The sequence below is a fragment of the Micromonospora sp. WMMC250 genome (assembly GCF_027460215.1).
Lineage (GTDB): Bacteria > Actinomycetota > Actinomycetes > Mycobacteriales > Micromonosporaceae > Micromonospora > Micromonospora taraxaci.
In genome coordinates this window covers 4,339,138-4,360,458 of the sequence record NZ_JAPZBJ010000002.1, presented here as the reverse complement: position 1 = coordinate 4,360,458, position 21,321 = coordinate 4,339,138, and the positions used below count along the sequence as shown (strand labels likewise).

Sequence of the window (21,321 nt, the reverse complement as noted above, 5' to 3'; positions counted from 1 at the left end):
ACGCGCCGGCCGCGTCGCCGCTCTGGGACCGAGCACGATAGCGATTCCTCGACGAGGCGTCCTGAGCCCACCCCGAGTGAACAGCGGCAAATGAGCGCACTTGATCTTCAAGGTAAGGATGATGGTCAATCACGAGTGAGAACAAGCCTTACTGTCGAGTGGTCATCTGTCAGATCGAAGACAATCACGGTGCGGACTTCCGTGAGTTGTCTTCATCATTCATCATGGACGTCGTGGCCTATCGTCGGATGACGGCAAGAGGCAGGAGCAACTAATGACCTCTGGTGCTACATCGGGCGGGCTGATCGGCGAAGAAAATTGCGATGTATTTAGGTACGACGCGTTCATTTCCCATTCGCACGCCGATCGAGGTGCGGCCGCACGCATAGCCGAACGACTCCGAGAAGCAGGCATTTGCTACTGGTTGGACGCGGAGCAGATCACGTTCGGTGACCCGATCGTCGGCAAGATCGAGGACGGCCTTCGGAGCAGCCGTTTCGTCGTGGCTGTGCTCAGCGCAGCGCTGGCCCGCTCGGGATGGTGTCGGGCAGAGTACGGATCCGTCCTACATAGGGAACTCAGCGGAGATGCGTCACGACGGGTGATCCCGCTCAGCCTCGACGGGGCGACCGATGGGGCTGTGACCCCGATGCTCCTCGTTGGCAAGCTGCGAGTCGACTTCACGAACGAGCGCAGCATGGCCGATTTTATCGAGTTCCTGAAGCATTCGCGAGGGCCGGTCTGAGGCGGCCGTGGAGGCGGGCCACTCACACCCGGACGTCAGCACACAGCTACGAGGGGCTAGTTCTATGTCAAATGAACCGCTCAGCATGACTATTCACGTAGATCGACCAGTGGTTCGATCAGACGTGCCCTCCGATATCGATATCGTGGTCAATCTGATGACCAGCCGTGGGCTGGAAGGTCAAATGGCCAAGCGCCCGATCAACCTGTGCCTGGTCATCGACCGCAGCGGAAGCATGGATGGAAATAAGCTCGAGCAGGCAAAGCGCGCCTGCCTCGACATCTTTCGTAGCCTGACGCCCGATGATCACTTCACCGTCCTCGCATTCGACAACGAAGTCATCTCTGTTGTCAACCCGCAGACCCCCGAGGCAGAGGTGGAGGACCGGATTCGTGCCTTGGACGCGGGTGGGAGCACGAATCTCTCCAAGGGCTGGTACCTCGGGCTCCTGGAGCTACAGACCTACGGCACCCCTAAGCACATAAACCGCATGATCTTGCTATCTGACGGGATGGCGAATGCCGGGGAGCGGAAGTCAGCAGTCCTCGGCCAAGAGTCAGCGCGGGCCAGGGATGAGCTGGGCATTACGACGTCCACGATTGGCATTGGCAAGGATTTCCAGGAGGACATCCTCGCGGCGCTGGCAACCGAGTCCGGGGGGCGCTGGTGGTATATCGGCAACCAGGCGATAGCGGACATCATTCGGGAGGAGTTCAGCGGCGCGCTCTCTGTGGTGATGGAGCGTCCGGCTGTGGAACTGCAGCTGCCGCAGGGTCTAGTCGTTCAGCAGGAATTCAACGATCTGGCCAAGACGGGCGGCAGGTACCGGTTGCGGCCGATCAAAGCCAACGACGCCTTCGCCTTCGCCCTACGGCTCAGGTCCGACCCTACGGCGCTGTTGCCTGAGATGGGCATTGTCGCCACCTTGTCTGATGGTGCACAGCAGGTCGCCTCCGCCCAGTTGGAGCTTCGGCTGGGCACAGTCCAGGAGTACGCCGACAGCGTCGAGGATCCAGCCGTCGCCATGGTGGTATCCAAGTACCTCGCTGACAAGGCGGACGAGCGGATCGTCGAGGAACTCGACGCGAAGAACGTCACGACCATGATCAGCATGCTGGAGAGCCAATCGCAGTTGTTGCGCGACCTCGAGACGAAGCTGGCGGGTGCCCGCGCCATGACTTGGGAGGAGAGGACCGAGCTTGAGCAGGAGCGCGAGCGTGAGATGCGGGAACAGGAATTAGAGCGAGCGGTGCATGCCCTTCAACAGAACGACGCACTGATGGCAGTTGCCCAGTTGTTGCAAATCCTGCAAGGCTTGGGAGCCATGGATGGTGCCTCACGCCTCGTCTCTCTGACCGGCATGCTGGGTAGCTTCAGAAAGGAGCACGTGCAACGGATGTCTCGCAATGCGGCATGGCATAGGGCAGCGTCGGACTACTTCCTTGACGACGAGTCGCTCCGCGATTTGCTCTCGGCGGCCAGAGAGGTCTGCCTGGAATCACGCCAGGCCTACCCAGCGGCGGCGGCGGAAATCGACGACATCCGAGGCGATATCGATGAGCGACTGGCGCGTCTTTCCTGAGCGGTCATGGGCGGAGGTCCGCGGCAGCCTCAGTGGCTTCGGCCGTGGAGCAGACCCGTTCGGTATGGCCTACGCCGTCGACACCAGCAAACGCATCCTCAACGGCCGTATATCTGCCCGCATTCGCCTGGGTAATCCCGCCCGGGCAGCTGGCGCCGGGGTTGTCTGTCGCGCGGATGACCTGCGGTCGATGGTGGCCTTCTATGTAATCTCCGATCCGCAGGCTCCCGGCCTGTTTTCCGTCCGCATCACGGCTTTCAAATATGGGACTGTCGTGGCAATGGCCGGGCTGACCGTACCTTTCGCCCTGGCGGACGGTGAAGTCCACGTCTCGTTGCAGTTCTTCTCCGGAATTATGCGCGGCGAGATGCGCAGCGGTGATGGCTTTGTCGCCATAGACCGGTTGGTCCCGGAAGGGCCCTTTGCTGGCTACGCGGGCTTGGTGCGGTTCTACAACTGCGCCGTATTCGCTCACGAGGTGCACATCGAGGAGATCGGGATGAGGCCAGTCCTCCCCGAGGCAACAGGCAAGCCCGGCGCCCGGCAGTACAAGTTCGACGTCTTCCTGTCGCACGCGCAGGGCGACAGCGACCTCATAGCGCAGGTCACGAGACGTTTCCGGCAGGCAGGAATCTCGTACTGGATCGATGAGGAGCAAGTTAAGTTCGGTGACCGGGTCGTACAGAAGATCGAGGACGGCCTGCGGGACAGCCGGCTCGTGGTTGTCGCGCTCAGCGAGGCCCTCGGAGAGTCCGGCTACTCGCGGTCCGAGTACAGCCCGATCCTCTACCGGGAATTCACCGGCGAAACGTCACGCCGTGTTATCCCGCTGAGCCTGGACGGATCTGACAGCGAAAGGGCGGTCCCCTTGCTGCTCTCCGAAAAAATGCGTGCGGACCTGACAAAAAGGGAGAATTTTGAGTCCTTCATCGAGTTCATCAAGAACTCGGATGTGCCATAGGGCGCCGGCGAGACGATCGCCGCTGTGGGGTGGCGCCCAGGCCGAACGGGTCATCTCAGCCGATCTTCCATGAATGCGGTTCGTCATGGTCTCGGTGTTCGGCGCGAGGACGGATGCGGTCTGCGGAGCCAGGTTCGTTGATCGTGATCATCTGCATGACCGCGCGGTGTTGGGCCTACTGGTTCCCTGGTGGTGGCACCCACTGTGGGCATGCGGACGGATCTCCGTTGGTCTTCGATGACGTACGCGACAGGTGCTCTCCGAGCTTGGTAGAACAGGTTCGCGGCTTCGGAGGGGATGTAGCCGACCTCGTCGACGATCAGCAGCCGGATCCGGCCGAGTCTGGCGAGCTCGTCTTGCAGCCGGCCGGCGTGGCGGTCGCGCGCTGAAGCGGCACGAGCGGGGAAGCAGGAGAACGCAAGGCTGCCCTTGGCGCAGGCCCAGGCCTTCGGGAGTTCGCGCGACCCGTTGAGATGCCGCCCCGAGCCGTCAACAGGTCACCGTCGCCATGGACGCTCTGTGTGAACTTCACTAAGGCACAGTTCGAGGGGTTGCTGACCGATGTCAGCGCGGGTTTGGACGACCTGAGCGTGCCCCTGGACCAGATCGGGCCGGCCGCTACCGCCGCGGCTGATCGTTGGCACATCCCACGCGGCGTCGCCGATTCGATCCTGTGGCTGGGCAGGGAGACCGTCACGGTCGGCAGGCAAGCCCTCGACTTCCTCATCGACCTGATGAAGGGCGCCACTGCCCCGATCTTCATGGTCAAGGACGGCCCGCGACTACGAGACCCGCCCCAGCACACAGCCGGATGGACGCGGCACGAGCGCCGCGTCCATCCGGTTGCACGATCACGTGTCGCAGACGTGGACCCCATCGATTACATTGTTGTAGGCGGGCATGTCGACGCCAATGTTGCTATTCCAGTCGAGTGCAGTACTGCTGAAGAGCAGGTTCCAGCTACTCACACCGTTCCAGTTGTAGAAGTAGGTATTAGCCCCATCCGTCTGGTTGTTGACGTAGGCCGACACCTTGTCGTTCCACTTTCCGCCGGGCGGGAAATTGATCGCCCCGAGGTCCATGAACGCGCAGTCATAAAACCTGATCTTGTAGCCCGAGATGAAACCCGCGTCAGCCCACAGGCATAGGTACTTGTATTCGCATGTGTAAACCGAGCCTCCGGCGGCCGCGGACGCGCGCTCAGCGGGCTTAATTGCGCGAACCGGCGCGAGAGCCTTTGCCGGAAGGGATGCGGCGGGCCGGACAGGGCCAGGGGACGCAAGGGCCGCCTTGACCGCCTCCTTGGAAAGGACACGCTGGTCCCGAGGCTGGTCCGGCGGCATGGTGATGTCAACGCCAGGAGCGATGCGGAGGGTGTCTTCACTGACCACCTCGGAGCCTGGGTACAGCTCCATCAGTGACTGAAGAGCCACCGACACCTTCAGGTCTGCGGGCTTTGCCGAAGTGCCGGCGGCGAGCGCGGAGCCGCCAGTTGCGGCCACGACGGTTACGGCAGCAGTCGTGGCCAGCAGGAAACGAGCGAACCTCTTGGGAATTGCCATTAAATCCTTCCCCCATGTGAGCTTTAGCTGTTTCACCAAAAACCACCGCATAGCTAGATGGACAGCGGTTTGCAGCGAAGTGGCAAGCGGTTCTTGCCTCAGCGATCGACTCAGGCTAGCCCAAGTTGATCGATGGCGTGGACCCACTCGAATCGTCTAGACACATCGATGCTCGCTGACACACAGCGTTGCGGAAATTGCGCCGGGCGGCGACGTGGATGCGCAGGTCGGAACGGTGTCGCCGAAGTCCAGCAACCCTGCGTATTGATAACAGATCGATAACACTGTCGTCGATGGCGCCGGTTGAGCGAACCCTTCAGCCGCCTCGTGGATAGATGGGACATCCAACGAGATGATCCTGGGAGGCGGGTTGAGGCAAGTGATCGACACGGATGGCGGTGGTCAAGGCCCCTTGTGCGCGGCTGAGAGCACCGACGCCGAGGTCATCAAGGAGTCGCTAGCAGAGCCGGACCGGTTCGGATTGCTGTACGAACGGCACGCGAGGGTGTTGCACGGGTACGCGTACCGGCGCCTCGGGCGGGAGGCTGCGGAGGACGTCGTCGCTGAGACCTTCATGAAGGCCTTCCGCGCCAGACGGACCTACGACCTCGGTCACAGTGATGCCAGGCCCTGGTTCTTTGCTATCGCGATCAGAGAGATCGCCCGTCACCACCGGGTCGAACAGGCCAGATACCGGGCTCTTCTGCGCTCTACCGAGGATCGAGGTGAGGGGGACCTCGCCGATCGAGTCGCTGATGCCGCCTCCGCTCACCTCTGGCGCAGGCCGCTGGTCGCGGCGCTCGCGAAGCTCTCCCGTCGGGAACGGGACGTGCTGCTTATGGTCGCCTGGGCTGACCTGACCTACGAAGAGGCAGCCAGGGCGCTCGGGATACCGCTGGGCACGGTCCGATCGCGGTTGCATCGTGCTCGACACAAGATCCGTAAACATCTGCCTGACGACATCGCTCTGGAGCTGACATGAAGGACTTGGATCTCATCAAGCAGTTGGGGGATGACCTAGCCCCTCGTGGCGATGAGCCTCTCGCCGGCCCGCCTCTGGCGGCCTTCCACGACTCGCCCCGGAAGCGGCCACTCAAGACTTGGCAGGCCGGGGTGCTGACGATCGCCGTGGTGGGCGCGATCGCGGGCACAGCGGCCTTGCGGCCGAGCCCGAACACTTCCGGCGAACAAGCGGCCATACCCCGAGCCGCCACGGTCCTGGACAACGCCGCGGCCGTCAGCCAAGAGTTGACCGTCCCACGGCCTCTAGACGACGGATACATCTTTACCGAGACGGTCAGTAGCTACCCAGAGCAAGTTCAACAGCCCGACGGCTCGATCAGGACCACCGCGGGAGCAACGGTCGTCACACAAGTTTGGCTTCCCGTGGAGCCGACGAAGGACGGCAAGCAGCGACAGCGGCTGGAGGGCGGCAGCGCCGGGTGGGAACCGTGGATTGTGCTCACGGGCTGCCCAAGGGAGCAGAGTCCGACCAACCTGGGCAGCGATCTAGATCGCTGCCCAAGGGGTGTGCTACCGGCAAGCTTCCCCACCGAACCCACTGCGGTGCTGGCGCGGCTGAAGGACGAGGGCCGGAGCACGGCGAGCTCGCAGCCGCCAAGCGCCGAACCGAGCACCGGTCAGGACGCTTTGGCGTTCGAGAGGGCGCGATCGCTTCTCATGACAGGGACATATCTGCAGCCTGACCAGCGCAGCGCGATCTTCAAGGCTCTGGCGAGGCTCTCTGGAGTCACCGCAGTAGCTGATGTTCGGGACGGTGCGGGTCGACGGGGTATCGGCATCTCCGCTGGCGGCAGTGAAGCGCTGGTGTTCGACTCCACCTCGTTTGCGTTTCTCGGCACCACCAGCTCAGCGGTCATGAGACAAGACATCACGACCAAGGCGGGTGAGATCCCCTCCTGAGTTGGCTGTGCTGCCCAGGCACGTTGCAACCCTCTGCGGGTGCCGCGGGGATTCCGCGGCGTCCGCAGCCGAAGGCCAGCGCCAGCCCGATTCGATCAGATCGCGGCGGCTTGGGCGGGTGTGAAAATGCCGATGAGGCCGGCGTGCCGGTCGCGAGGGTGACGACCGACCCGGTCAGGCTGGTCAGCCGCCGGTGCGCTCGTGCGGGGGTGCGTGCGGACATTCGTCCTCGCCGTGTGGTCTCCAGCGGAAGTTAATCCGGGTCAGTCGGTGCTGCTCCGGGTCAGTCGGGGTCAACGATCTTGGTCGCAGACCCATCCGGTGTGATCAGCGTGTGGTCATCGGTCGGAGCGGTTCGCCAGGCCACGCAGGTCAACGGGGGTCACTCCCTGCCCACGCGGGTCGACCCGCAGGTCGCTAGACTGACCACTCGCGCCCCCGTAGCTCAGGGGATAGAGCATCGGTTTCCTAAACCGTGTGTCGCAGGTTCGAATCCTGCCGGGGGCACCTCGAAGATCAGCCAAGCGCCATCTGGTTCTGCCAGGTCACACCCGTCTCGGTGAGTGGTAGCGAAACGGCAGGGTGGCGGGATCGCGACCGTGACGAGCTCAGGCCGCGACAACGGTGAGATCGACGCAGTCGGCCATCGCGCTCATCCCCGCGTCGGTGAGATGCAGGTTGTCGGTGTGCGCATAGGTCGCGAGGAGCTTCGACCCGTCCGCTGGATCGCGGAGCGCAGCGTCGAAGTCGATGACCCCGTCGAATACGCCGCTCGTCCGGATCCACGTGTTCACCTCCTGCCGCACGGCTTCGCGGGCGGCGGTGTGCAGGCTGGCTCCGCCGAACGGCAGGATCGTGCCGCCGTAGACGGTGACCCCGCGGGCGTGCGCCTTGCCGACCAGTTGCCGGTATCCGGCCTGCAGTTGGGTCGCGGTGGCGTCGGCGGCGATGTCGTTGACTCCTTCGAGCAGGATGACGGACCGCACCGTGGGATGGTCGAGCGCGTCGTGGTCGAACCGGTTGAGGGCGCTGCGCCCTCCCGCATCCGGGCTGCGGTCGCTGAGCACCATGTTGCCCGCCATGCCCGCGTTGACGACGCCCAGTCTCGGTCCGCCTGGCTGGGACGCGAGACGTCGGGCCAGGTAGTCGGGGTACCGCCGGTTGGTGAGCTGGCTCGACGCGTACCCGTCCGTGATCGAGTCGCCGAAGGCCACGACGGTGCCGGAGGCGGTCGAGCTGACGATGTCGAGCCCGCTGAGGAAGAACCAGGACCATCGACGTGGCGTCGGGAAGTCGGCACTGCTGTCGTCCGCGGCGTGGTTGCCGGCGACGGAGACGTAGGTGTTCGTGAGCGCGGCCGGGTGCACCGTCGACGGGCCGGTGGTGCCGGGCAGGTAAATGCTGATCAGGAGGTTCTGTCCGGAGACCACGGTCATGTCGGCCGGGTCGCTGATCCGCTCCTGGCCGGCCGGGATCGTGACCGTCCCGGCGCCACCGAACGTGAGCCGGCGGTGGGTGCCGGTCTTGGCGACCCCGCCGATGCTCTGCTCGGCGAGGTCGACCTGGCCGACGGTCAGGGCTGTGGTGCCCCGCAGGTTGGAAACCCGTACGCGAGGTAGCGTGCCACCGCTCGACGCGTAGACGACCTGGCGGATCGTCTGGTTGCTGAACGACTCACCGGAGGCTTCCACGGCCGGCGCCCAGATGCCGACCCGGGCTCTGAACGTGGGGGGCGATGGGTCGTCCGTCGTCGGAGGCGTCGCGGCCGGCAGTGCGACCGCGACGACCAGTGCGACGAGTGCGCGCATGTCAGCTGTTGTGAATCGCGACCCAGCCGAGGCTCTGCCCCGTGGAGGAGAAGACCTCCATCTTGCGGACGATCGAGCCGACCGACGTCGCCGTGACAGTGTTGCCCACGCCGAGCCCGCCGCCGGCGATCACCTTGCCGCTCGTCTTCAGCGAGCCCTGCGCGGTGATCATGGCCGGACCCGACCGGTGCATGACGACCGTCTCGGCCGGTGCGGCGTACGGGATCGCGGCCTCGACGGTGTTCCACGCCAGGGTGACGTCTGTCGAGATCAGGGTGCTGTCTTTATCGTCGTTGTCCTTGACGAAGAGCGCCGGCATCGCTGGGTTCGCCTGCCGGACGTGGTTGCTGGACACGACGACCTTGCTGCACTTGAGGTTGACGGCGATCCCGGACGACGGCTTGGTGGCGCTGCCGTTGGCGACGCGATTGCCCACCACCGTCGCATCGGTTGTCGCGATCAGGTTGATCTGACCCAGACAATTGACCACCACGTTGCCGGTGATCGAGACGCCCATGGCCCGCCCGTGCACACTCTTGCCCGCGTCGCCGAGTCCGTCGATTTCGATGCCCCGCAACTGGCATCCGGTCACCGTGTTGTCCGCGACGACGACGTTCGAGACCGCCTGGACGTAGACACCGCTCTGGCCGCACTCGGTGATGGTGTTGTTGGCGACCACGGTGCGGTCGGCGCCGGCCCAGACGCAGATGCCGTCGAAGTAGTCGGAGTCGCTGCCGTAGCCGGGGTGTACGCCGCCGTAACGGCGGGCCTCGTCGGTCGACGGCCAGTCCATCGCCACGTGGTTGTCGGTGATCCGGACGTCCTTGCCGTTCGACGAGATGCCGAACCGCGTGTCCTCGGTCGTGCAGTTGGTGATCAGGACGTTGTCGGTCGTTCGAGGCGGGTCGTCGAACACCACGATGCCGTTGACCCGGACGCTGTGGACCCGGACGCCGTCCACGACCATCTCCGTGGAGGAGGAGATGCGGACACCGTTGTACTGCTGGGAGCGGTCGGTGTCGCGCACGGTGAGCCCCACCAGTTTGACCCGCCGGCAGTCGCGGAACTGCAGCACGGCCTTCGGTGCGTCGACGACCGAGTACGCCGCGCCGGTGAGGGCCACTGTCGCGCCGTCGCCGGCGATGACGACGTCGGTGAGCCCCTGCGCCGTGAGTTGATCCCGGACCCGGAAGACCCGACCGGCAGGAAAGTACACACTCTGCCTGCTGGTGGCAGCCGCGTTCAGCGTCGCCTGGATGGCCGCGGTGTCGTCGGTCGTCCCGTCGCCGACCGCGCCGTGGTCGAGGACCGAGATCCAGCCGACGCCGGTGTCCGCCGTCGCGCCGACCGGCGCGGCCTGGGCCGCCACTTCGCTCGCCGCCAGGCCGCCGACCGCCACGGTCGACACCAGACCGGCACGCAGTGCGCTGCGCCTACTGACCATCTCCATCGAGAGCCTCCCCCGCTGATCTTCCTGACGGGGAGAGACTACGTAAGATCACCGATTCGCACTGACCCGTTCGCGGAGCGTTGTCGAGCGTACGGGCGAACGGATCACCAACGGTAGGTCAGGTTCACCGCCAGCGCGGCGATCGACGTGGCGAAGAAGACCGCCGGTCCCACGAGTTTGCGGGAGCCGACCCGCAGGTGTGCGACGAGCGCGCCGACGAAGTACAGCACGAGGCCGGCGGCGGCGAGGGTTCCGATGAGTGGAACGACGAACCCGGCCAGCAGTCCGAGGGAGCCGGCGGCCAGCGCCGCGCCCAACCTCGGTAACCAGGAGTGCGGCACCCGCTTCATGTCCGCCTGGGCCTTCGGATAGTCGTGGCCCATCAGGTAGGTGACGGCGGCGGTGCCGGTGAAGACCGAGGCGAGGATGGTGACGGTGACGTACGTGGCGAACATGTGCCCTCCCTTGTGGCTGTCTGCCTCAAGGACGGGGTGGCGCGCACTGATGTTACGTACGTCGGCGTGACCTGCGGCACATTGTGGGCTGCGGTTCCCCGCAGCCCACAGTGCCGGCGCGTCAGAGGAACTTGTACATGTCCTCGGCGGCGGCCTCGGTCTCGCCGGCCGGCGGTGCCTCCACGGTGACGGGCTTGCCGAAGTCGCTCATCCGCATCTCGGTGACAAGGTCACCGAGGGTCTTCGTGGCGATCGTGTAGGAGAGTGCGGTCAGGCGGCCGTCGGCGTCGACGGTCGCTTCGAACGGGATCGCCTTCGCGTCCTTCGCCAGCTTGGCGGTCGACTCGAGGCCCGCGCGCATTCCGCCGTCCGTGCTGGCGGCGGCAGCGGCCTTCTCCAGGTCGGCGACACCCGTGTAGCGGCCGTCGCCGACCTCCTGCGCGGACACGACGCCGCCGATGAGGCCGGTCTGCGCCTTCAGGTCGAAGGACTGGCGCAGCGAGCTGTTCGGCCTGAGCTTGGTGAGGTCGATCTTCATCCACGGCTTCCCGCCGTCGGCGGAGTCCGACTTGATGTAGGCGGTGTCGCCGATGATCCGCGCCTCGATCGGCTCCGGGGCCTTGCCGGTGGCCTGGAGGGTGCGGGCGGCGGTGTCCATCTTCCCGGTGACGGTGACCGACTGGTTGCCGGCCTTCACCGAGGCGTCCATGGTGAGCGTGCCGGCGAGGCTGCGGTCCATGCCCTGCGTGATGGCGGCGACCGGCTCCAGTTTGGACGCGCTGGGCGCGGCGGACGATCCTGACGCCGCAGGGGTGCCGGAGTTCGTGTTGCAGCCGGCGACGAGGGTCGCGGCGAGGGCAATCGAGATTGCGGGGATCAGTCGACGCATAGACGTGACCCTAACGGGCGGCCGCTACCCGATTTCGGATGCGGCAGCCGCCGCCCGTCGTATCGGCCGGGGCGGCGGGTGCCGGATTCAGACGGTCGTCAGCTGTTCGGCTCGGCTGAGCACATGGTCGACGAGGCCGTACTCCCGCGCCTCCTCGGCGGTGAACCACCGGTCCCGGTCCCAGTCGCGCTGGATCTCGTCGAGCGTCCGTCCACTGTGCTGGGCGATCAACTCCTGCATCGTCCGCTTCACGTGCAGCATGTTCTCCGCCTGGATGGTGATGTCGGAGGCGGTGCCGCCCATCCCGCCGGAGGGCTGATGCATCATGATCCGTGAGCGTGGCAGCGCGTACCGCTTGCCCGCCGCGCCCGCGCAGAGCAGGAACTGCCCCATCGAGCCGGCGAACCCGAGCGCCAGCGTGGCCACGTCGTTGCGGACGTAGCGCATCGTGTCGTAGACCGCCATCCCCGCGCTCACCGAACCGCCCGGCGAGTTGATGTAGAGGAAGATGTCCGAGTCGGCGTCCTCGGCGGCGAGCAGCAGGATCTGCGCGCAGATCTGGTTGGCCGACTCCTCAGTCACCTCGGTGCCGAGGAACACGATCCGCTCCCGCAGCAACCGTTCGAACACCTGATCGCCGAAGGACGGCTGTCCGCCGTCCCGCATGGTCGTGTCGTACCAGATCATGTGCCGCCACCCTCCACCGTGCCGGCGGGCGGCGGGACCGCCCGGGAACCGGCTCCTCCAGCGTGCGCCCGGCGGTGGTCGCGGCCGAGGGATTCTGCCGGCGGCAGATCGGCCCAGGGCAGAACCCCGGCCTGCCTACGCCCGGGTCAGCCGCCGCCGGCCCGTCCGGGCCCGCCGGCAGGCCAGCATCTTGGAGGTACGCGGACCGGGGTGCCCGGCCGGTGCGGAGGCGATCAGTCGAACTCGCAGCCCCGCTCCTGAAATGGTCGACCCGATGGGGTCGGCTGGACGGCCGACGTGCAGGAGCGGCCCGCCCAGCCGCAGCACCGGGCCGGCCGGCTGCCGTGCGGGGGCACCAGCGGCGGCCACGGGTGGCGTCGCCTCACCGCGTTGAAAGCCGATTCGAAGTGCGGGGCCGGTCTCGTTGCGTGGGGCGGGCACCTGCTCCAGCCGGCCCAGAGCGGCCCGGGGCGCGGCGGGGATGCGACGCTCGACCCGGCGCAGGTCGTCGCGGGCCGCTTCGAGCAGGTCGGAGAGTTGGATGCCGAGCGCCCGGCAGATCGCCGCCAGCACCTCAGAGGAGGCTTCCTTTCGCCCCCGTTCCACCTCGGACAGGTAGGGCACCGACACCCCGGCGGCGGCGGCCACCTCACGCAACGTGCGGCCCTGGCTCTGGCGTAGTCGGCGCAACACTCCGCCGATGACTCGTCGCAGCAACGACATGCCGGCCTCACTTTCGCGGTCGTCGTCGGGAACACCCTCATCATGCCTGTCCCCGGCCGTCCGGGCCGACCCATGCGGGACCGCGCTGTTTCGTCCGACGCAACCCGGACGTGCGGCTGGCGTCGTACCCGCTATGTTGTGGTCGTGCAGGCGACGGCGGGGGAGCAGGTTCGACGGTGATCCATTTCCCCGCGCAACGTCGGGGCCCACTGAGCGCGCTGAGCCTACGGCTCGCCGCTGCCCTGGGCCTGGTCTTCGCCGTGGTCGCCGCGGTCTACCTCGGCCGGGACGGCTACCGCGACGTCAACGAGGACGGCCTCACCCTTCTCGACTGCTTCTACTACGCGGTCGTGTCGCTCTCGACCACCGGGTACGGGGACATCACGCCGGCGGCGCCGTCGGCTCGGCTGGTGAACGTCCTCTTCATCACCCCGGCCCGAGTGATCTTCCTGATCATCCTGGTCGGCACCACTCTGGAAGTCTTGACCGAGCAGTACCGGACCGGCCGTCGCCTGTCGCGGTGGAGGAGAGCCGTGAAGGACCACGTCATCATCTGCGGCTACGGCACCAAGGGGCGCAGCGCGGTCTCCGCCCTGATGGAGAACGGTCTGGACCGTTCTCGGATCGTGGTGGTGGAGCGCAGCGCCACCGCGCTGCGGCAGGCCACCTCAGCCGGGCTGGTGGCCATCGAGGGTTCGGCGACCCGCTCGTCGGTGTTGAACGAGGCGCACGTCAAGAACGCCAAGGCCGTGATCATCGCGACCGACAGCGACGACGCCTCGGTCCTGGTCGCGTTGACGGTCCGACAGCTCACGGCCGGGCAGGTGCGGATCATCGCGGCGGCGCGGGAGGCGGAGAACGCCCCGCTGCTCAAGCAGAGCGGCGCGCACCACGTGATCGTCTCCTCGGCGACCGCGGGGCGGCTGCTGGGGCTGTCCACCTCGGCTCCGCCGCTGATCGACGTGGTGGAGGACCTGCTCACTCCTGGGCAGGGCATGGCGTTGGCGATGCGCTCGGCGGAGCGCGACGAGGTGGGCCGCTCGCCGCGTGAGCTGGACTCACTGGTGATCGCCCTGGTGCGCCGGGGCAAGGTGGTCACCCTGGCCGATCGCGCGGGTGCGGTGATCGAGACCGGCGACATGCTGGTGCACGTACGCGACGACCGCCCCCAGTCGGCCACGACCGCCTGATCGTCATCCGCCGCTCTGGCGTGGCGGTGGCCTCGACGGCCTGCCGTCAGAGCGATTCGTCCCCGGCGCAGATCGTCTCGGTGCAGTTGACCGTCGTGCCGGCGGAGGCCCGGCTGAGCAACTCGTAGAGCGTCTCCCGTTCGTCGGGGCCCAGCGCCCCCAGCACCTCGTCCTCGGCGCCGGCGAGGGCGCATTCCGCCTCGCTGAGGCGTTTCGCACCGTCTTCGGTGAGTTCGACGACATGTCGGCGGCGGTCCTCGGGCGAGCGGCGCCGCTCGATCAGCTGCTTCGCCTCCAGGTCGTTGAGCAGCCCGACGATGTTGGTGCTGTCCATTTCCAGGATGGTGGCGAGCGCCTGTTGACCGGTGCCGCCGCCGGCGCGCAGCACGGTGAGCGCGACCAGGTGCCGGGGGCGTAGCCCCAGCGGCGCCAGCACCGACTCCGACCGCAGCCGCATGCGCCGGGCCAGGTGGTCCAGGAGTGCGCCCGAGCGGTGCTCCGAGGTGTCGAGCGGCTGCGCGGACATGTGACCCAGTCTACCGACTCGAAGGAACATCGGCCTGCTATAAATAGTTGGTGCTGCACAGACGATCCTTGGAGGAGGAATAATGCATCTGCTGCATATCGACTCAAGCATTCGGGGTGACTGGTCGGTCAGCCGGAAGCTCACCGCCCGGGCCGTCGCCAACTGGCGCGCGGCTCACCCAGGCGGCACGGTGGCCTACCGAGATCTGGGCAAGGACCCGCTGCCGCACCTGGACGCGGATGGTGGTCTGGCTCGGATGACGCCGCCGGACCAGCACAGCCCGGCGCAGCGCGAGTCCTGGGAGCTCAGCGAGCGGCTGGTCGACGAGGTCAAGCAGGCCGACGTGGTGCTGCTGGGGCTTCCGCTCTACAACTTCGGCGCGCCCAGCAGCGTCAAGTCCTGGGTCGACCACCTGATCGTGCCCGGGTTGGCCTACGACCCGACGACCCAGCAGGGTCTGCTCGGCGACCGCGAGTTCGTGGTGCTGGCCACCCGAGGTGGCGGCTACGGCGAGGGCACCCCACGGAACGGCTGGGACCACGCCGAGCCGTGGCTCCCGCACGGCCTGTCCATGACCGGCATGCAGCCACGGTTCATCAGCGCCGAGCTGACCCTGGCACCGTCGGTGCCGGCGATGGCCGAGCTGATCCCGCTGCACGAGGCGAGCCTTGCGGCGGCCGAGAAGGAGATCGACAACCTCTGGCTGCCGGCCTCCGCCCAGCGCTGAGCAGGCGTCGGTACGACGAGAGCGGCCGCCCCCGAACCGGGGACGGCCGCTCTCGTCATGAACGACCGGTCAGAGGATCGTCCAGGTGTCGCCGCTGCCCAGCAGGCCGGCGAGCTGCTGCTCGGGTGTCTCGGTGACAGTGGCCTTGGCCGCCGCGAGCTGACCCTGCACCACGCTGTCGTAAGACGGCCGGTCCACCGAGCGGAACACCCCGATCGGGGTGTTGCGCAGATCCAGGCCGGGCAGCCGGGACAACGCGAACGCGTACGCCGGGTCGGTCACCGTCGCGTCGTGCACGACGATCTCCTCCGGGCTGACCGAGCTGGTCTCCCGGACCTCCAAACCGAAACCGCCCGGCGGGTGCACCACGCAGAACCGCCCGTCGGCCCCGAAGGTGATCGGCTGCCCGTGCTCCAGCCGGATCAGGTAGTCGTCGCGGGTGGACGGGTCCTTGAGCTGGTCGAACGCCCCGTCGTTGAAGATGTTGCAGTTCTGGTAGATCTCCACGAACGCCGAACCCTCGTGCTCGGCGGCGGCCCGCAGCACCGACTGCAGGTGCTTACGGTCGGAGTCGATGGTCCGGCCAACGAAGCTGGCCTCCGCGCCGAGCGCGAGCGAGAGCGGGTTGAACGGCGCGTCCGCCGAGCCGGCCGGGGTCGACTTGGTGATCTTGCCGACCTCGGAGGTCGGAGAATACTGACCCTTGGTCAGACCGTAGATCCGGTTGTTGAACAGCAGGATCTTGAGGTTGACGTTGCGCCGCAGGGCGTGGATCAGGTGGTTGCCACCGATGGAGAGCGCGTCACCGTCACCGGTGACCACCCAGACCGACAGGTCCGGCCGGGACACCGACAGGCCGGTCGCGATCGCCGGGGCCCGACCGTGGATCGAGTGCATCCCGTACGTGTTCATGTAGTACGGGAAGCGAGACGAGCAACCGATCCCCGACACGAAGACGGTGCGCTCCCGGGGGATGTTCAGCTCCGGCATGAACTGCTGGATGGCCGCCAGGATCGCGTAGTCACCGCAGCCGGGGCACCAGCGCACCTCCTGGTCGGACTTGAAGTCCTTGGCGGTGAGCTTGAGGGCGACGGGCTCAGACATTCTTCAGGACCTCTTCCAGCGTCGTCTCCAGCTCGGCGGCCGTGAACGGAAGACCGCGGACCTGGTTGTAGCTGATCGCGTCGACCAGGTAGCGGGCCCGGATGACGTGGGCGAGCTGACCCAGGTTCATCTCCGGGATGACCACCTTGTCGTACGAGCGCAGCACCTCACCGAGATTGGCCGGCATCGGGGCCAGGTGCCGCAGGTGCGCCTGGGCGACGGACAGCCCGCGCTGGCGTACTCCGCGGCAGGCGGCGCCGATCGGCCCGTACGTGGAGCCCCATCCGAGGACCAGCACCCGGGCGTCGCCGTCCGGGTCCTCCACCTCGATGTCCGGCACCGGGATCGTCTCGATCCGGGCGGCCCGGGTGCGCACCATGAAGTCGTGGTTGGCCGGGTCGTAGGAGATGTCCCCGGTCTTGTCGGCCTTCTCCAGACCGCCGATCCGGTGCTCCAGGCCCGGAGTGCCGGGGATGGCCCAGGGGCGGGCCAGCGTCTCCGGATCGCGCAGGTAGGGCAGGAAGGTGCTGCCGTCCTCGCCGTTGGGCCTGGTGGCGAACTCGACCCGCAGGTCGGGCAGCGACTCCACGTCGGGCAGCAGCCACGGCTCGGAGCCGTTGGCGACGTAGTTGTCGGACAGCAGGATCACCGGCGTGCGGTAGGTCAGAGCGATCCGGGCCGCCTCGAGCGCAGCGAAGAAGCAGTCCGACGGTGAGCGGGGCGCGATGACCGCTACCGGCGCCTCACCGTGCCGACCGAACAGCGCCATGTTGAGGTCGGCCTGCTCGGTCTTGGTCGGCATGCCGGTCGACGGGCCGGCGCGCTGCACGTCGACGATCACCAGCGGCAGCTCCAGCGCCACCGCCAGCGAGATCGTCTCGCTCTTGAGGGCCACGCCGGGGCCGCTGGTGGTGGTCACGCCGAGCGAACCGCCGTACGACGCGCCCAGCGCCGCGCCGACCGCAGCGATCTCGTCCTCGGCCTGCACGGTCAGGACGCCGAAACGCTTGTGCTTGCTCAGCTCGTGCAGGATGTCCGACGCGGGCGTGATCGGGTACGCGCCGAGGAAGACCGGCAGCCCGGACCGGACGCCGGCGGCGACCAGCCCCAACGACAACGCCGCGTTGCCGGTGATGTTCCGGTATGTGCCCGGCTTCATCTTGGCCGGCTTGACCTCGTAGCGGACCGCGAAGTCCTCGGTGGTCTCGCCGAAGTTCCAACCGGCCTTGAAGGCGGCGACGTTCGCCGCGACCAGCTCCGGCCGGGACGCGAACTTGCGCTCCAGGAAGCGCAGCGTCGACTCGTAGGGCCGGGAGTACATCCAGGAGAGCAACCCGAGGGCGAACATGTTCTTCGACCGCTCGGCGTCCTTCTTGGACACCGCGAACTCGGCGAGCGCACCGACAGTCATCGAGGTCAGCGCCACCGGGTGCACGACGTAGCCGGCCAGCGACTCGTCGTCCAGGGGGCTGGTCTGGTAGCCGACCTTGGCGAGGTTGCGCTTGGTGAACTCGTCGGTGTTGACGATGATGTCCGCGCCGCGCGGAAGGTCGGCCAGGTTGGCCTTGAGGGCCGCCGGGTTCATCGCCACCAGCACGTTGGGCGCGTCGCCCGGGGTGAGGATGTCGTAGTCGGCGAAGTGCACCTGGAAGCTCGACACACCGGGCAGGGTGCCGGCGGGAGCTCGTATCTCGGCGGGGAAGTTTGGCAGTGTGGAGATGTCGTTGCCGAGCTGCGCCGTCTCCGAGGTGAACCGGTCGCCGGTCAACTGCATGCCGTCGCCGGAGTCACCGGCGAACCGGATGACCACCCGGTCGAGTTGACGGATCTGCTTGGTCACTGTGCCACCTTCGTTCGCGACTGCGGGGCTCTCGCCTTGCCCGGCCACGGAACCTCCTCGACGCAACGTCTCACCGCACCGCCCCAGGCTGGTCCGGCCGTTGTCGTACCTCACCTCAGAGCCTACTTCTAAGGGAGCCCTAACAATCCCCGGAGGTCCGCCGACTGGGACCAGACTCGATGGAGTATTGACCCAGTTTGCGGGCTTACGCCCCGGCCGCCGTAATTCAGATCACCACCGGATCGCCTCGGCGGCCCGTCCCGCTCGGCGGGGACACCCCCGTCGATCAGTCGACCGGCTCGGGCGCCGGCCCGGGCGCCGGGCCGTTGAGCCGACGGCGCAGCGAGGTGGTGGCCAGCGTGAGGGCGAGCACCACCAGCAGCGCCGAGACCACGATCAGGATGATCGCCGTGCGCTGCACCGAGGTCGTCCCACCACCGTCGCCGGCAGCACCCCCCGGGAGTACGCCCTGGGAGCCGGTCGGCGCGGGCGGTGAGACCACAGGTGTGGCCAGAGCGGCCGCCGCGGTGATCCGGAAGCTCATCTGCACCTGGCGGGTCGCTCCACTGCGCGGGTCGAGTTGACCGATCACCGCGCCGGACAACGGCGCTTCCCGCTGGGCCTCCGGCGTCGCCTCGACCGGCAACCGCAACTCGGCGGTCCGGCCCGCCGCCACCACGCCCGCGTCGCAGCGGGTCCGGGTCGGGTCGACCGCCGCGCAGCCGTCCGGTGGAGTCGGAACTGTCACCCCGGCCGGCAGGACGACCTCCACCCGTCCGGCGGCGTCCACCGACCCGGTGTTGCCCAACCGGAGCACGAGGGTGCTGGTGGCGCCGCTGATGTCGAACGTCACCTCGTCGGCCGCGAGGGCGATCCCAGGCACCGGCGGGCCGGGCGGGAAGAGCACGGCGAAGCCCTGGTCGTCGGACGCCTCGCCGGGAAGCCCCGGCGCGTCGGCGACGACCTGAACGGAACCGGCGAGCGGCATCTGCCTCCACGCGTCGCCGTCGACCCGCAGGCGGATCAGCGCGCTGAAGCGCGCGCCCGCCTCGGCTGTCCAGGCCCCGCAGCCGTACGTGCCATCACCGGCGGCGGCGCAGCCCTTCGTCCCGGCGTCGGAGAGCCCGGCCGGCAGGCGGTACGAGAGGCGGATCCGCTCCGCCGTCGTGCCGGTGTTGTGGATGGTGACCTGCAACGTGGTGGCAGTGCTGGCCGTGTTCCAGTACGCCTCGTGGAGGGTGACGTCCTGGGTGGTGACCTGGACGCCCAGTGGACTCGGCGGCGGCACCGGACCGGAGGCGGGCGGGTGGACCGGAGGCGCCGGCGGCACGGGAGGCGCCCCCGTGGTCGGTCCGCCCGGGCCGGGTGCGGCGGTCGTCGGCGCCGGCGGCAGGTCAGGGGCGGTGGTCACCGGTGCCGGTGGGGTCGTCTCGGGAGCGGGGGCGGTGGTCTCCGGCGCCGGTCCGGTCGGCATTGGATCGGTCGGCCCCTCGGTCGGGGGCGGCTCCTCGGACGTGGTGGCCTCGGGCTCGCTGACCGGATCGGTGGCCGCCACCGGGTCCGGCGTCGCCGCGTTGGCCCAGGCCGGTCCCACGGCGAGTGCCGTGAGCAGGCCGAGCGCGAGCGCGGTCGCCAGCCAGGGTGCGGTACGCCGCCCCTCGGCCCGGAGACCGGGCGATGCCTTCAGGCGGGCCATCTGTCCTCCGGTGCCATGGGTGGGGGTCCAGTATTCGGTAACAGTTGCCTCGGTGCACTAGTCCCACCTGGAAACAAATCCGTAACGTGTTTGGGACGACACTTCCGGCCGGGCGGTAGGCTCCCGAACTGTGACCGGATACCTGGGCTCGTACGCGACGCTCGGGCTCTTGCTGCTCGCCAGCGTCCTGTTCTTCGTTACGGCGTTCTCGGCCAACCGGGTGTTACGTCCGGCGCGTCCGGCCGATCCGCCCGGCAAGCGGGCCAGCTACGAGTGCGGGCTCGACCCGGTCGGTGCGGACTGGGCGCAGATGCAGATCCGCTACTACGTCTACGCGTACCTGTACGTGCTGTTCGCGGTCGAGGCGGTGTTCCTCTTCCCCTGGGCGGTGGTCTTCGACCGGCCGGGCTTCGGTCTGGTGACGGTGGTGGAGATGGCGGTGTTCGTGGCGGTGCTCGCGCTCGGCATCCTCTACGCCTGGCGCAGGAACATCCTCCGCTGGACCTGAGCGTCGCGGCCTCCGGCGATCGTGCCGGTCGGCCCGGCCGTTCGCTGTCGGTTACGGCGACGACCGGTCAGGCCAGGCCCCGGCGGGTCGTCGCCGGCGGGCGGTCACCCCGGATCGAGGCCACCATGTCCAGCACCCGACGGGTCGGGCCGACCTGGTGGGCCCGGAAGACCCGAGCGCCCAGCCAGGCCGACACCGCCGTCGCGGCGAGCGTCCCCTCCAGGCGTTCGGCCACCGGCAGGTCCAACGTCTCACCGACGAAGTCCTTGTTGGAGAGCGCCACCAGCACCGGCCAGCCGGTCGCTGTCAACTCGTCCAGCCGGCGGGTGATCTCCAGGGAGTGCCGGGTGTTCTTGCCGAAGTCGTGTGCCGGGTCGACGAGGATCCCGTCGGGGCGTACCCCCTCCGCGACAGCGCGCTCGGCGAGCCCGGTCACCGTCGCGACCACGTCGGCGACCACGTCGTCGAAGGCCGCCCGGTGCGGCCGGGTCCGCGGCACCAGGCCGCCGGCGTGCGAGCAGACCAGCCCCGCGCCGGTCTGCGCGGCCACCCGGGCCAGCGCCGGGTCGGCACCCGACCAGGTGTCGTTGAGCAGGTCGGCGCCGGCGGCCACGGCCTCCGTCGCCACCTCGGCGCGCCAGGTGTCGATGGAGATCACCACGTCCGGAAACGCGGCCCGGACGGTGGCGATGGTGTCCACGGTGCGTCGGATCTCCTCGGCGACGTCGACGTCATCGCCGGGGCCGGCCTTGACGCCGCCGATGTCGATGATGGCCGCGCCCTCGTCCACAGCCCGCTCGACCGCGCGCAGCGCGTTGTCGGCGGCGAAGGTGGCGCCCCGGTCGAAGAACGAGTCGGGTGTGCGGTTGACGATCGCCATCACGACCAGCTCGCCGGGGGCGAACGTGCGCCCACCCAGTCGAAGCGCCCCCGCCATGCCCGCCT

20 protein-coding genes, 1 tRNA gene and 1 pseudogene are annotated in these 21,321 nt (G+C 67.8%); 9 read left to right on the top strand and 13 right to left on the bottom strand.

The genetic code is table 11. The features are described 5' to 3' along the window. The first annotated feature begins 274 nt into the window (after positions 1–274). The 3 genes from O3438_RS19530 to O3438_RS19520 all read left to right on the top strand — a co-directional run bounded on the left by O3438_RS19530 (position 275) and on the right by O3438_RS19520 (position 3,288). Positions 275–745 (top strand): toll/interleukin-1 receptor domain-containing protein, encoded by a 471-nt coding sequence (locus O3438_RS19530; RefSeq protein WP_269681290.1) that lies wholly within the window; start codon positions 275–277, stop codon positions 743–745. A 124-nt stretch (positions 746–869) separates the two neighbouring features. Beyond that, positions 870–2,327, top strand: a complete 1,458-nt coding sequence (locus O3438_RS19525) for a vWA domain-containing protein (protein WP_269681289.1) — start codon at positions 870–872, stop codon at positions 2,325–2,327. Continuing rightward, complete coding sequence (locus tag O3438_RS19520; RefSeq protein ID WP_269681288.1) at positions 2,302–3,288, top strand: toll/interleukin-1 receptor domain-containing protein; 987 nt, start codon at positions 2,302–2,304, stop codon at positions 3,286–3,288. Before O3438_RS19525 ends, O3438_RS19520 begins: the two co-directional genes overlap by 26 nt. A 266-nt stretch (positions 3,289–3,554) precedes the next feature. Here O3438_RS19520 and O3438_RS34195 read toward each other — a convergent pair. Next, positions 3,555–3,668: pseudogene (locus tag O3438_RS34195) on the bottom strand (IS21-like element ISAau2 family helper ATPase IstB); the annotation flags it as partial. A gap of 471 nt (positions 3,669–4,139) precedes the next feature. Then, a complete protein-coding gene (locus O3438_RS19515; protein WP_269681287.1) occupies positions 4,140–4,850 on the bottom strand; it encodes a hypothetical protein in 711 nt (236 codons plus the stop codon). A gap of 379 nt (positions 4,851–5,229) precedes the next feature. Here O3438_RS19515 and O3438_RS19510 point away from each other — a divergent pair, with 379 nt between their 5' ends. The 3 genes from O3438_RS19510 to O3438_RS19500 all read left to right on the top strand — a co-directional run bounded on the left by O3438_RS19510 (position 5,230) and on the right by O3438_RS19500 (position 7,280). Beyond that, the gene (locus O3438_RS19510; RefSeq protein WP_442929625.1) at positions 5,230–5,832 is read left to right on the top strand and encodes an RNA polymerase sigma factor; all 603 of its coding nucleotides are present in this window, start codon (positions 5,230–5,232) and stop codon (positions 5,830–5,832) included. Continuing rightward, on the top strand, positions 5,829–6,773 hold the full coding sequence (locus tag O3438_RS19505) for a CU044_5270 family protein (protein ID WP_269681286.1): 945 nt from the start codon (positions 5,829–5,831) through the stop codon (positions 6,771–6,773). Before O3438_RS19510 ends, O3438_RS19505 begins: the two co-directional genes overlap by 4 nt. A gap of 434 nt (positions 6,774–7,207) precedes the next feature. After that, positions 7,208–7,280 (top strand) — tRNA-Arg (locus tag O3438_RS19500). Positions 7,281–7,381: 101 nt separating this feature from the next. Here O3438_RS19500 and O3438_RS19495 read toward each other — a convergent pair. The 6 genes from O3438_RS19495 to O3438_RS19470 all read right to left on the bottom strand — a co-directional run bounded on the left by O3438_RS19495 (position 7,382) and on the right by O3438_RS19470 (position 12,785). Then, complete coding sequence (locus O3438_RS19495) at positions 7,382–8,581, bottom strand: SGNH/GDSL hydrolase family protein (protein ID WP_269681285.1); 1,200 nt, start codon at positions 8,579–8,581, stop codon at positions 7,382–7,384. Position 8,582: 1 nt separating this feature from the next. After that, positions 8,583–10,031 (bottom strand): right-handed parallel beta-helix repeat-containing protein, encoded by a 1,449-nt coding sequence (locus O3438_RS19490; RefSeq protein WP_269681284.1) that lies wholly within the window; start codon positions 10,029–10,031, stop codon positions 8,583–8,585. 104 nt (positions 10,032–10,135) lie between these two features. Beyond that, the gene (locus O3438_RS19485) at positions 10,136–10,486 is read right to left on the bottom strand and encodes a DoxX family protein (RefSeq protein WP_269681283.1); all 351 of its coding nucleotides are present in this window, start codon (positions 10,484–10,486) and stop codon (positions 10,136–10,138) included. Between the two features lie 121 nt (positions 10,487–10,607). Continuing rightward, a complete protein-coding gene (locus O3438_RS19480; protein WP_269681282.1) occupies positions 10,608–11,375 on the bottom strand; it encodes a hypothetical protein in 768 nt (255 codons plus the stop codon). 87 nt (positions 11,376–11,462) lie between these two features. Further along, positions 11,463–12,062 (bottom strand): ClpP family protease, encoded by a 600-nt coding sequence (locus O3438_RS19475; RefSeq protein ID WP_269681281.1) that lies wholly within the window; start codon positions 12,060–12,062, stop codon positions 11,463–11,465. Between the two features lie 135 nt (positions 12,063–12,197). Further along, positions 12,198–12,785, bottom strand: a complete 588-nt coding sequence (locus tag O3438_RS19470) for a helix-turn-helix domain-containing protein (protein WP_269681280.1) — start codon at positions 12,783–12,785, stop codon at positions 12,198–12,200. Positions 12,786–12,961: 176 nt separating this feature from the next. On the opposite strand from O3438_RS19470, the gene O3438_RS19465 reads away from it, so the two are divergent. Then, positions 12,962–13,975 (top strand): potassium channel family protein, encoded by a 1,014-nt coding sequence (locus O3438_RS19465; RefSeq protein WP_145786147.1) that lies wholly within the window; start codon positions 12,962–12,964, stop codon positions 13,973–13,975. A 46-nt stretch (positions 13,976–14,021) separates the two neighbouring features. On the opposite strand, the gene O3438_RS19460 is transcribed toward O3438_RS19465, so the two are convergent. Next, a complete protein-coding gene (locus tag O3438_RS19460) occupies positions 14,022–14,501 on the bottom strand; it encodes a MarR family winged helix-turn-helix transcriptional regulator (RefSeq protein WP_088986513.1) in 480 nt (159 codons plus the stop codon). An 82-nt stretch (positions 14,502–14,583) separates the two neighbouring features. On the opposite strand from O3438_RS19460, the gene O3438_RS19455 reads away from it, so the two are divergent. Next, positions 14,584–15,228: an FMN-dependent NADH-azoreductase gene (locus O3438_RS19455; RefSeq protein WP_269681279.1), complete on the top strand. Its 645-nt coding sequence runs from the start codon at positions 14,584–14,586 to the stop codon at positions 15,226–15,228. A 69-nt stretch (positions 15,229–15,297) separates the two neighbouring features. Here the strand turns inward: O3438_RS19455 and O3438_RS19450 are convergent, their stop codons facing one another. The 3 genes from O3438_RS19450 to O3438_RS19440 form a co-directional block, all read right to left on the bottom strand. After that, positions 15,298–16,332: a 2-oxoacid:ferredoxin oxidoreductase subunit beta gene (locus O3438_RS19450; RefSeq protein WP_269681278.1), complete on the bottom strand. Its 1,035-nt coding sequence runs from the start codon at positions 16,330–16,332 to the stop codon at positions 15,298–15,300. Continuing rightward, entirely contained in the window at positions 16,325–18,172 is a 1,848-nt protein-coding gene (locus O3438_RS19445) for a 2-oxoacid:acceptor oxidoreductase subunit alpha (protein WP_269681277.1), read from the bottom strand. Before O3438_RS19445 ends, O3438_RS19450 begins: the two co-directional genes overlap by 8 nt. A 286-nt stretch (positions 18,173–18,458) precedes the next feature. Continuing rightward, positions 18,459–19,868, bottom strand: coding sequence for a hypothetical protein (locus O3438_RS19440; protein ID WP_269681276.1), 1,410 nt, complete (start codon positions 19,866–19,868; stop codon positions 18,459–18,461). A 130-nt stretch (positions 19,869–19,998) separates the two neighbouring features. On the opposite strand from O3438_RS19440, the gene ndhC reads away from it, so the two are divergent. Then, complete coding sequence (gene ndhC / locus O3438_RS19435) at positions 19,999–20,376, top strand: NADH-quinone oxidoreductase subunit A (RefSeq protein ID WP_088986508.1); 378 nt, start codon at positions 19,999–20,001, stop codon at positions 20,374–20,376. A 67-nt stretch (positions 20,377–20,443) separates the two neighbouring features. On the opposite strand, the gene folP is transcribed toward ndhC, so the two are convergent. Then, positions 20,444–21,313 (bottom strand): dihydropteroate synthase, encoded by an 870-nt coding sequence (folP, locus tag O3438_RS19430; RefSeq protein WP_269681275.1) that lies wholly within the window; start codon positions 21,311–21,313, stop codon positions 20,444–20,446. Positions 21,314–21,321 lie beyond the last annotated feature (8 nt).

Excerpts from the sequence above, each read along its gene's own strand:
- O3438_RS19480 (WP_269681282.1), bottom strand. The coding sequence starts at position 11,375 with ATGCGTCGACTGATCCCCGCAATCTCGATTGCCCTCGCCGCGACCCTC.
- O3438_RS19515 (WP_269681287.1), bottom strand. The coding sequence starts at position 4,850 with ATGGCAATTCCCAAGAGGTTCGCTCGTTTCCTGCTGGCCACGACTGCT.
- O3438_RS19470 (WP_269681280.1), bottom strand. The coding sequence starts at position 12,785 with ATGTCGTTGCTGCGACGAGTCATCGGCGGAGTGTTGCGCCGACTACGC.
- O3438_RS19450 (WP_269681278.1), bottom strand. The coding sequence starts at position 16,332 with ATGTCTGAGCCCGTCGCCCTCAAGCTCACCGCCAAGGACTTCAAGTCC.
- O3438_RS19460 (WP_088986513.1), bottom strand. The coding sequence starts at position 14,501 with ATGTCCGCGCAGCCGCTCGACACCTCGGAGCACCGCTCGGGCGCACTC.
- O3438_RS19455 (WP_269681279.1), top strand. The coding sequence starts at position 14,584 with ATGCATCTGCTGCATATCGACTCAAGCATTCGGGGTGACTGGTCGGTC.
- O3438_RS19485 (WP_269681283.1), bottom strand. The coding sequence starts at position 10,486 with ATGTTCGCCACGTACGTCACCGTCACCATCCTCGCCTCGGTCTTCACC.
- O3438_RS19490 (WP_269681284.1), bottom strand. The coding sequence starts at position 10,031 with ATGGAGATGGTCAGTAGGCGCAGCGCACTGCGTGCCGGTCTGGTGTCG.
- O3438_RS19475 (WP_269681281.1), bottom strand. The coding sequence starts at position 12,062 with ATGATCTGGTACGACACGACCATGCGGGACGGCGGACAGCCGTCCTTC.
- O3438_RS19440 (WP_269681276.1), bottom strand. The coding sequence starts at position 19,868 with ATGGCCCGCCTGAAGGCATCGCCCGGTCTCCGGGCCGAGGGGCGGCGT.
- O3438_RS19495 (WP_269681285.1), bottom strand. The coding sequence starts at position 8,581 with ATGCGCGCACTCGTCGCACTGGTCGTCGCGGTCGCACTGCCGGCCGCG.
- O3438_RS19530 (WP_269681290.1), top strand. The coding sequence starts at position 275 with ATGACCTCTGGTGCTACATCGGGCGGGCTGATCGGCGAAGAAAATTGC.
- O3438_RS19505 (WP_269681286.1), top strand. The coding sequence starts at position 5,829 with ATGAAGGACTTGGATCTCATCAAGCAGTTGGGGGATGACCTAGCCCCT.
- folP (WP_269681275.1), bottom strand. The coding sequence starts at position 21,313 with ATGGCGGGGGCGCTTCGACTGGGTGGGCGCACGTTCGCCCCCGGCGAG.
- O3438_RS19520 (WP_269681288.1), top strand. The coding sequence starts at position 2,302 with ATGAGCGACTGGCGCGTCTTTCCTGAGCGGTCATGGGCGGAGGTCCGC.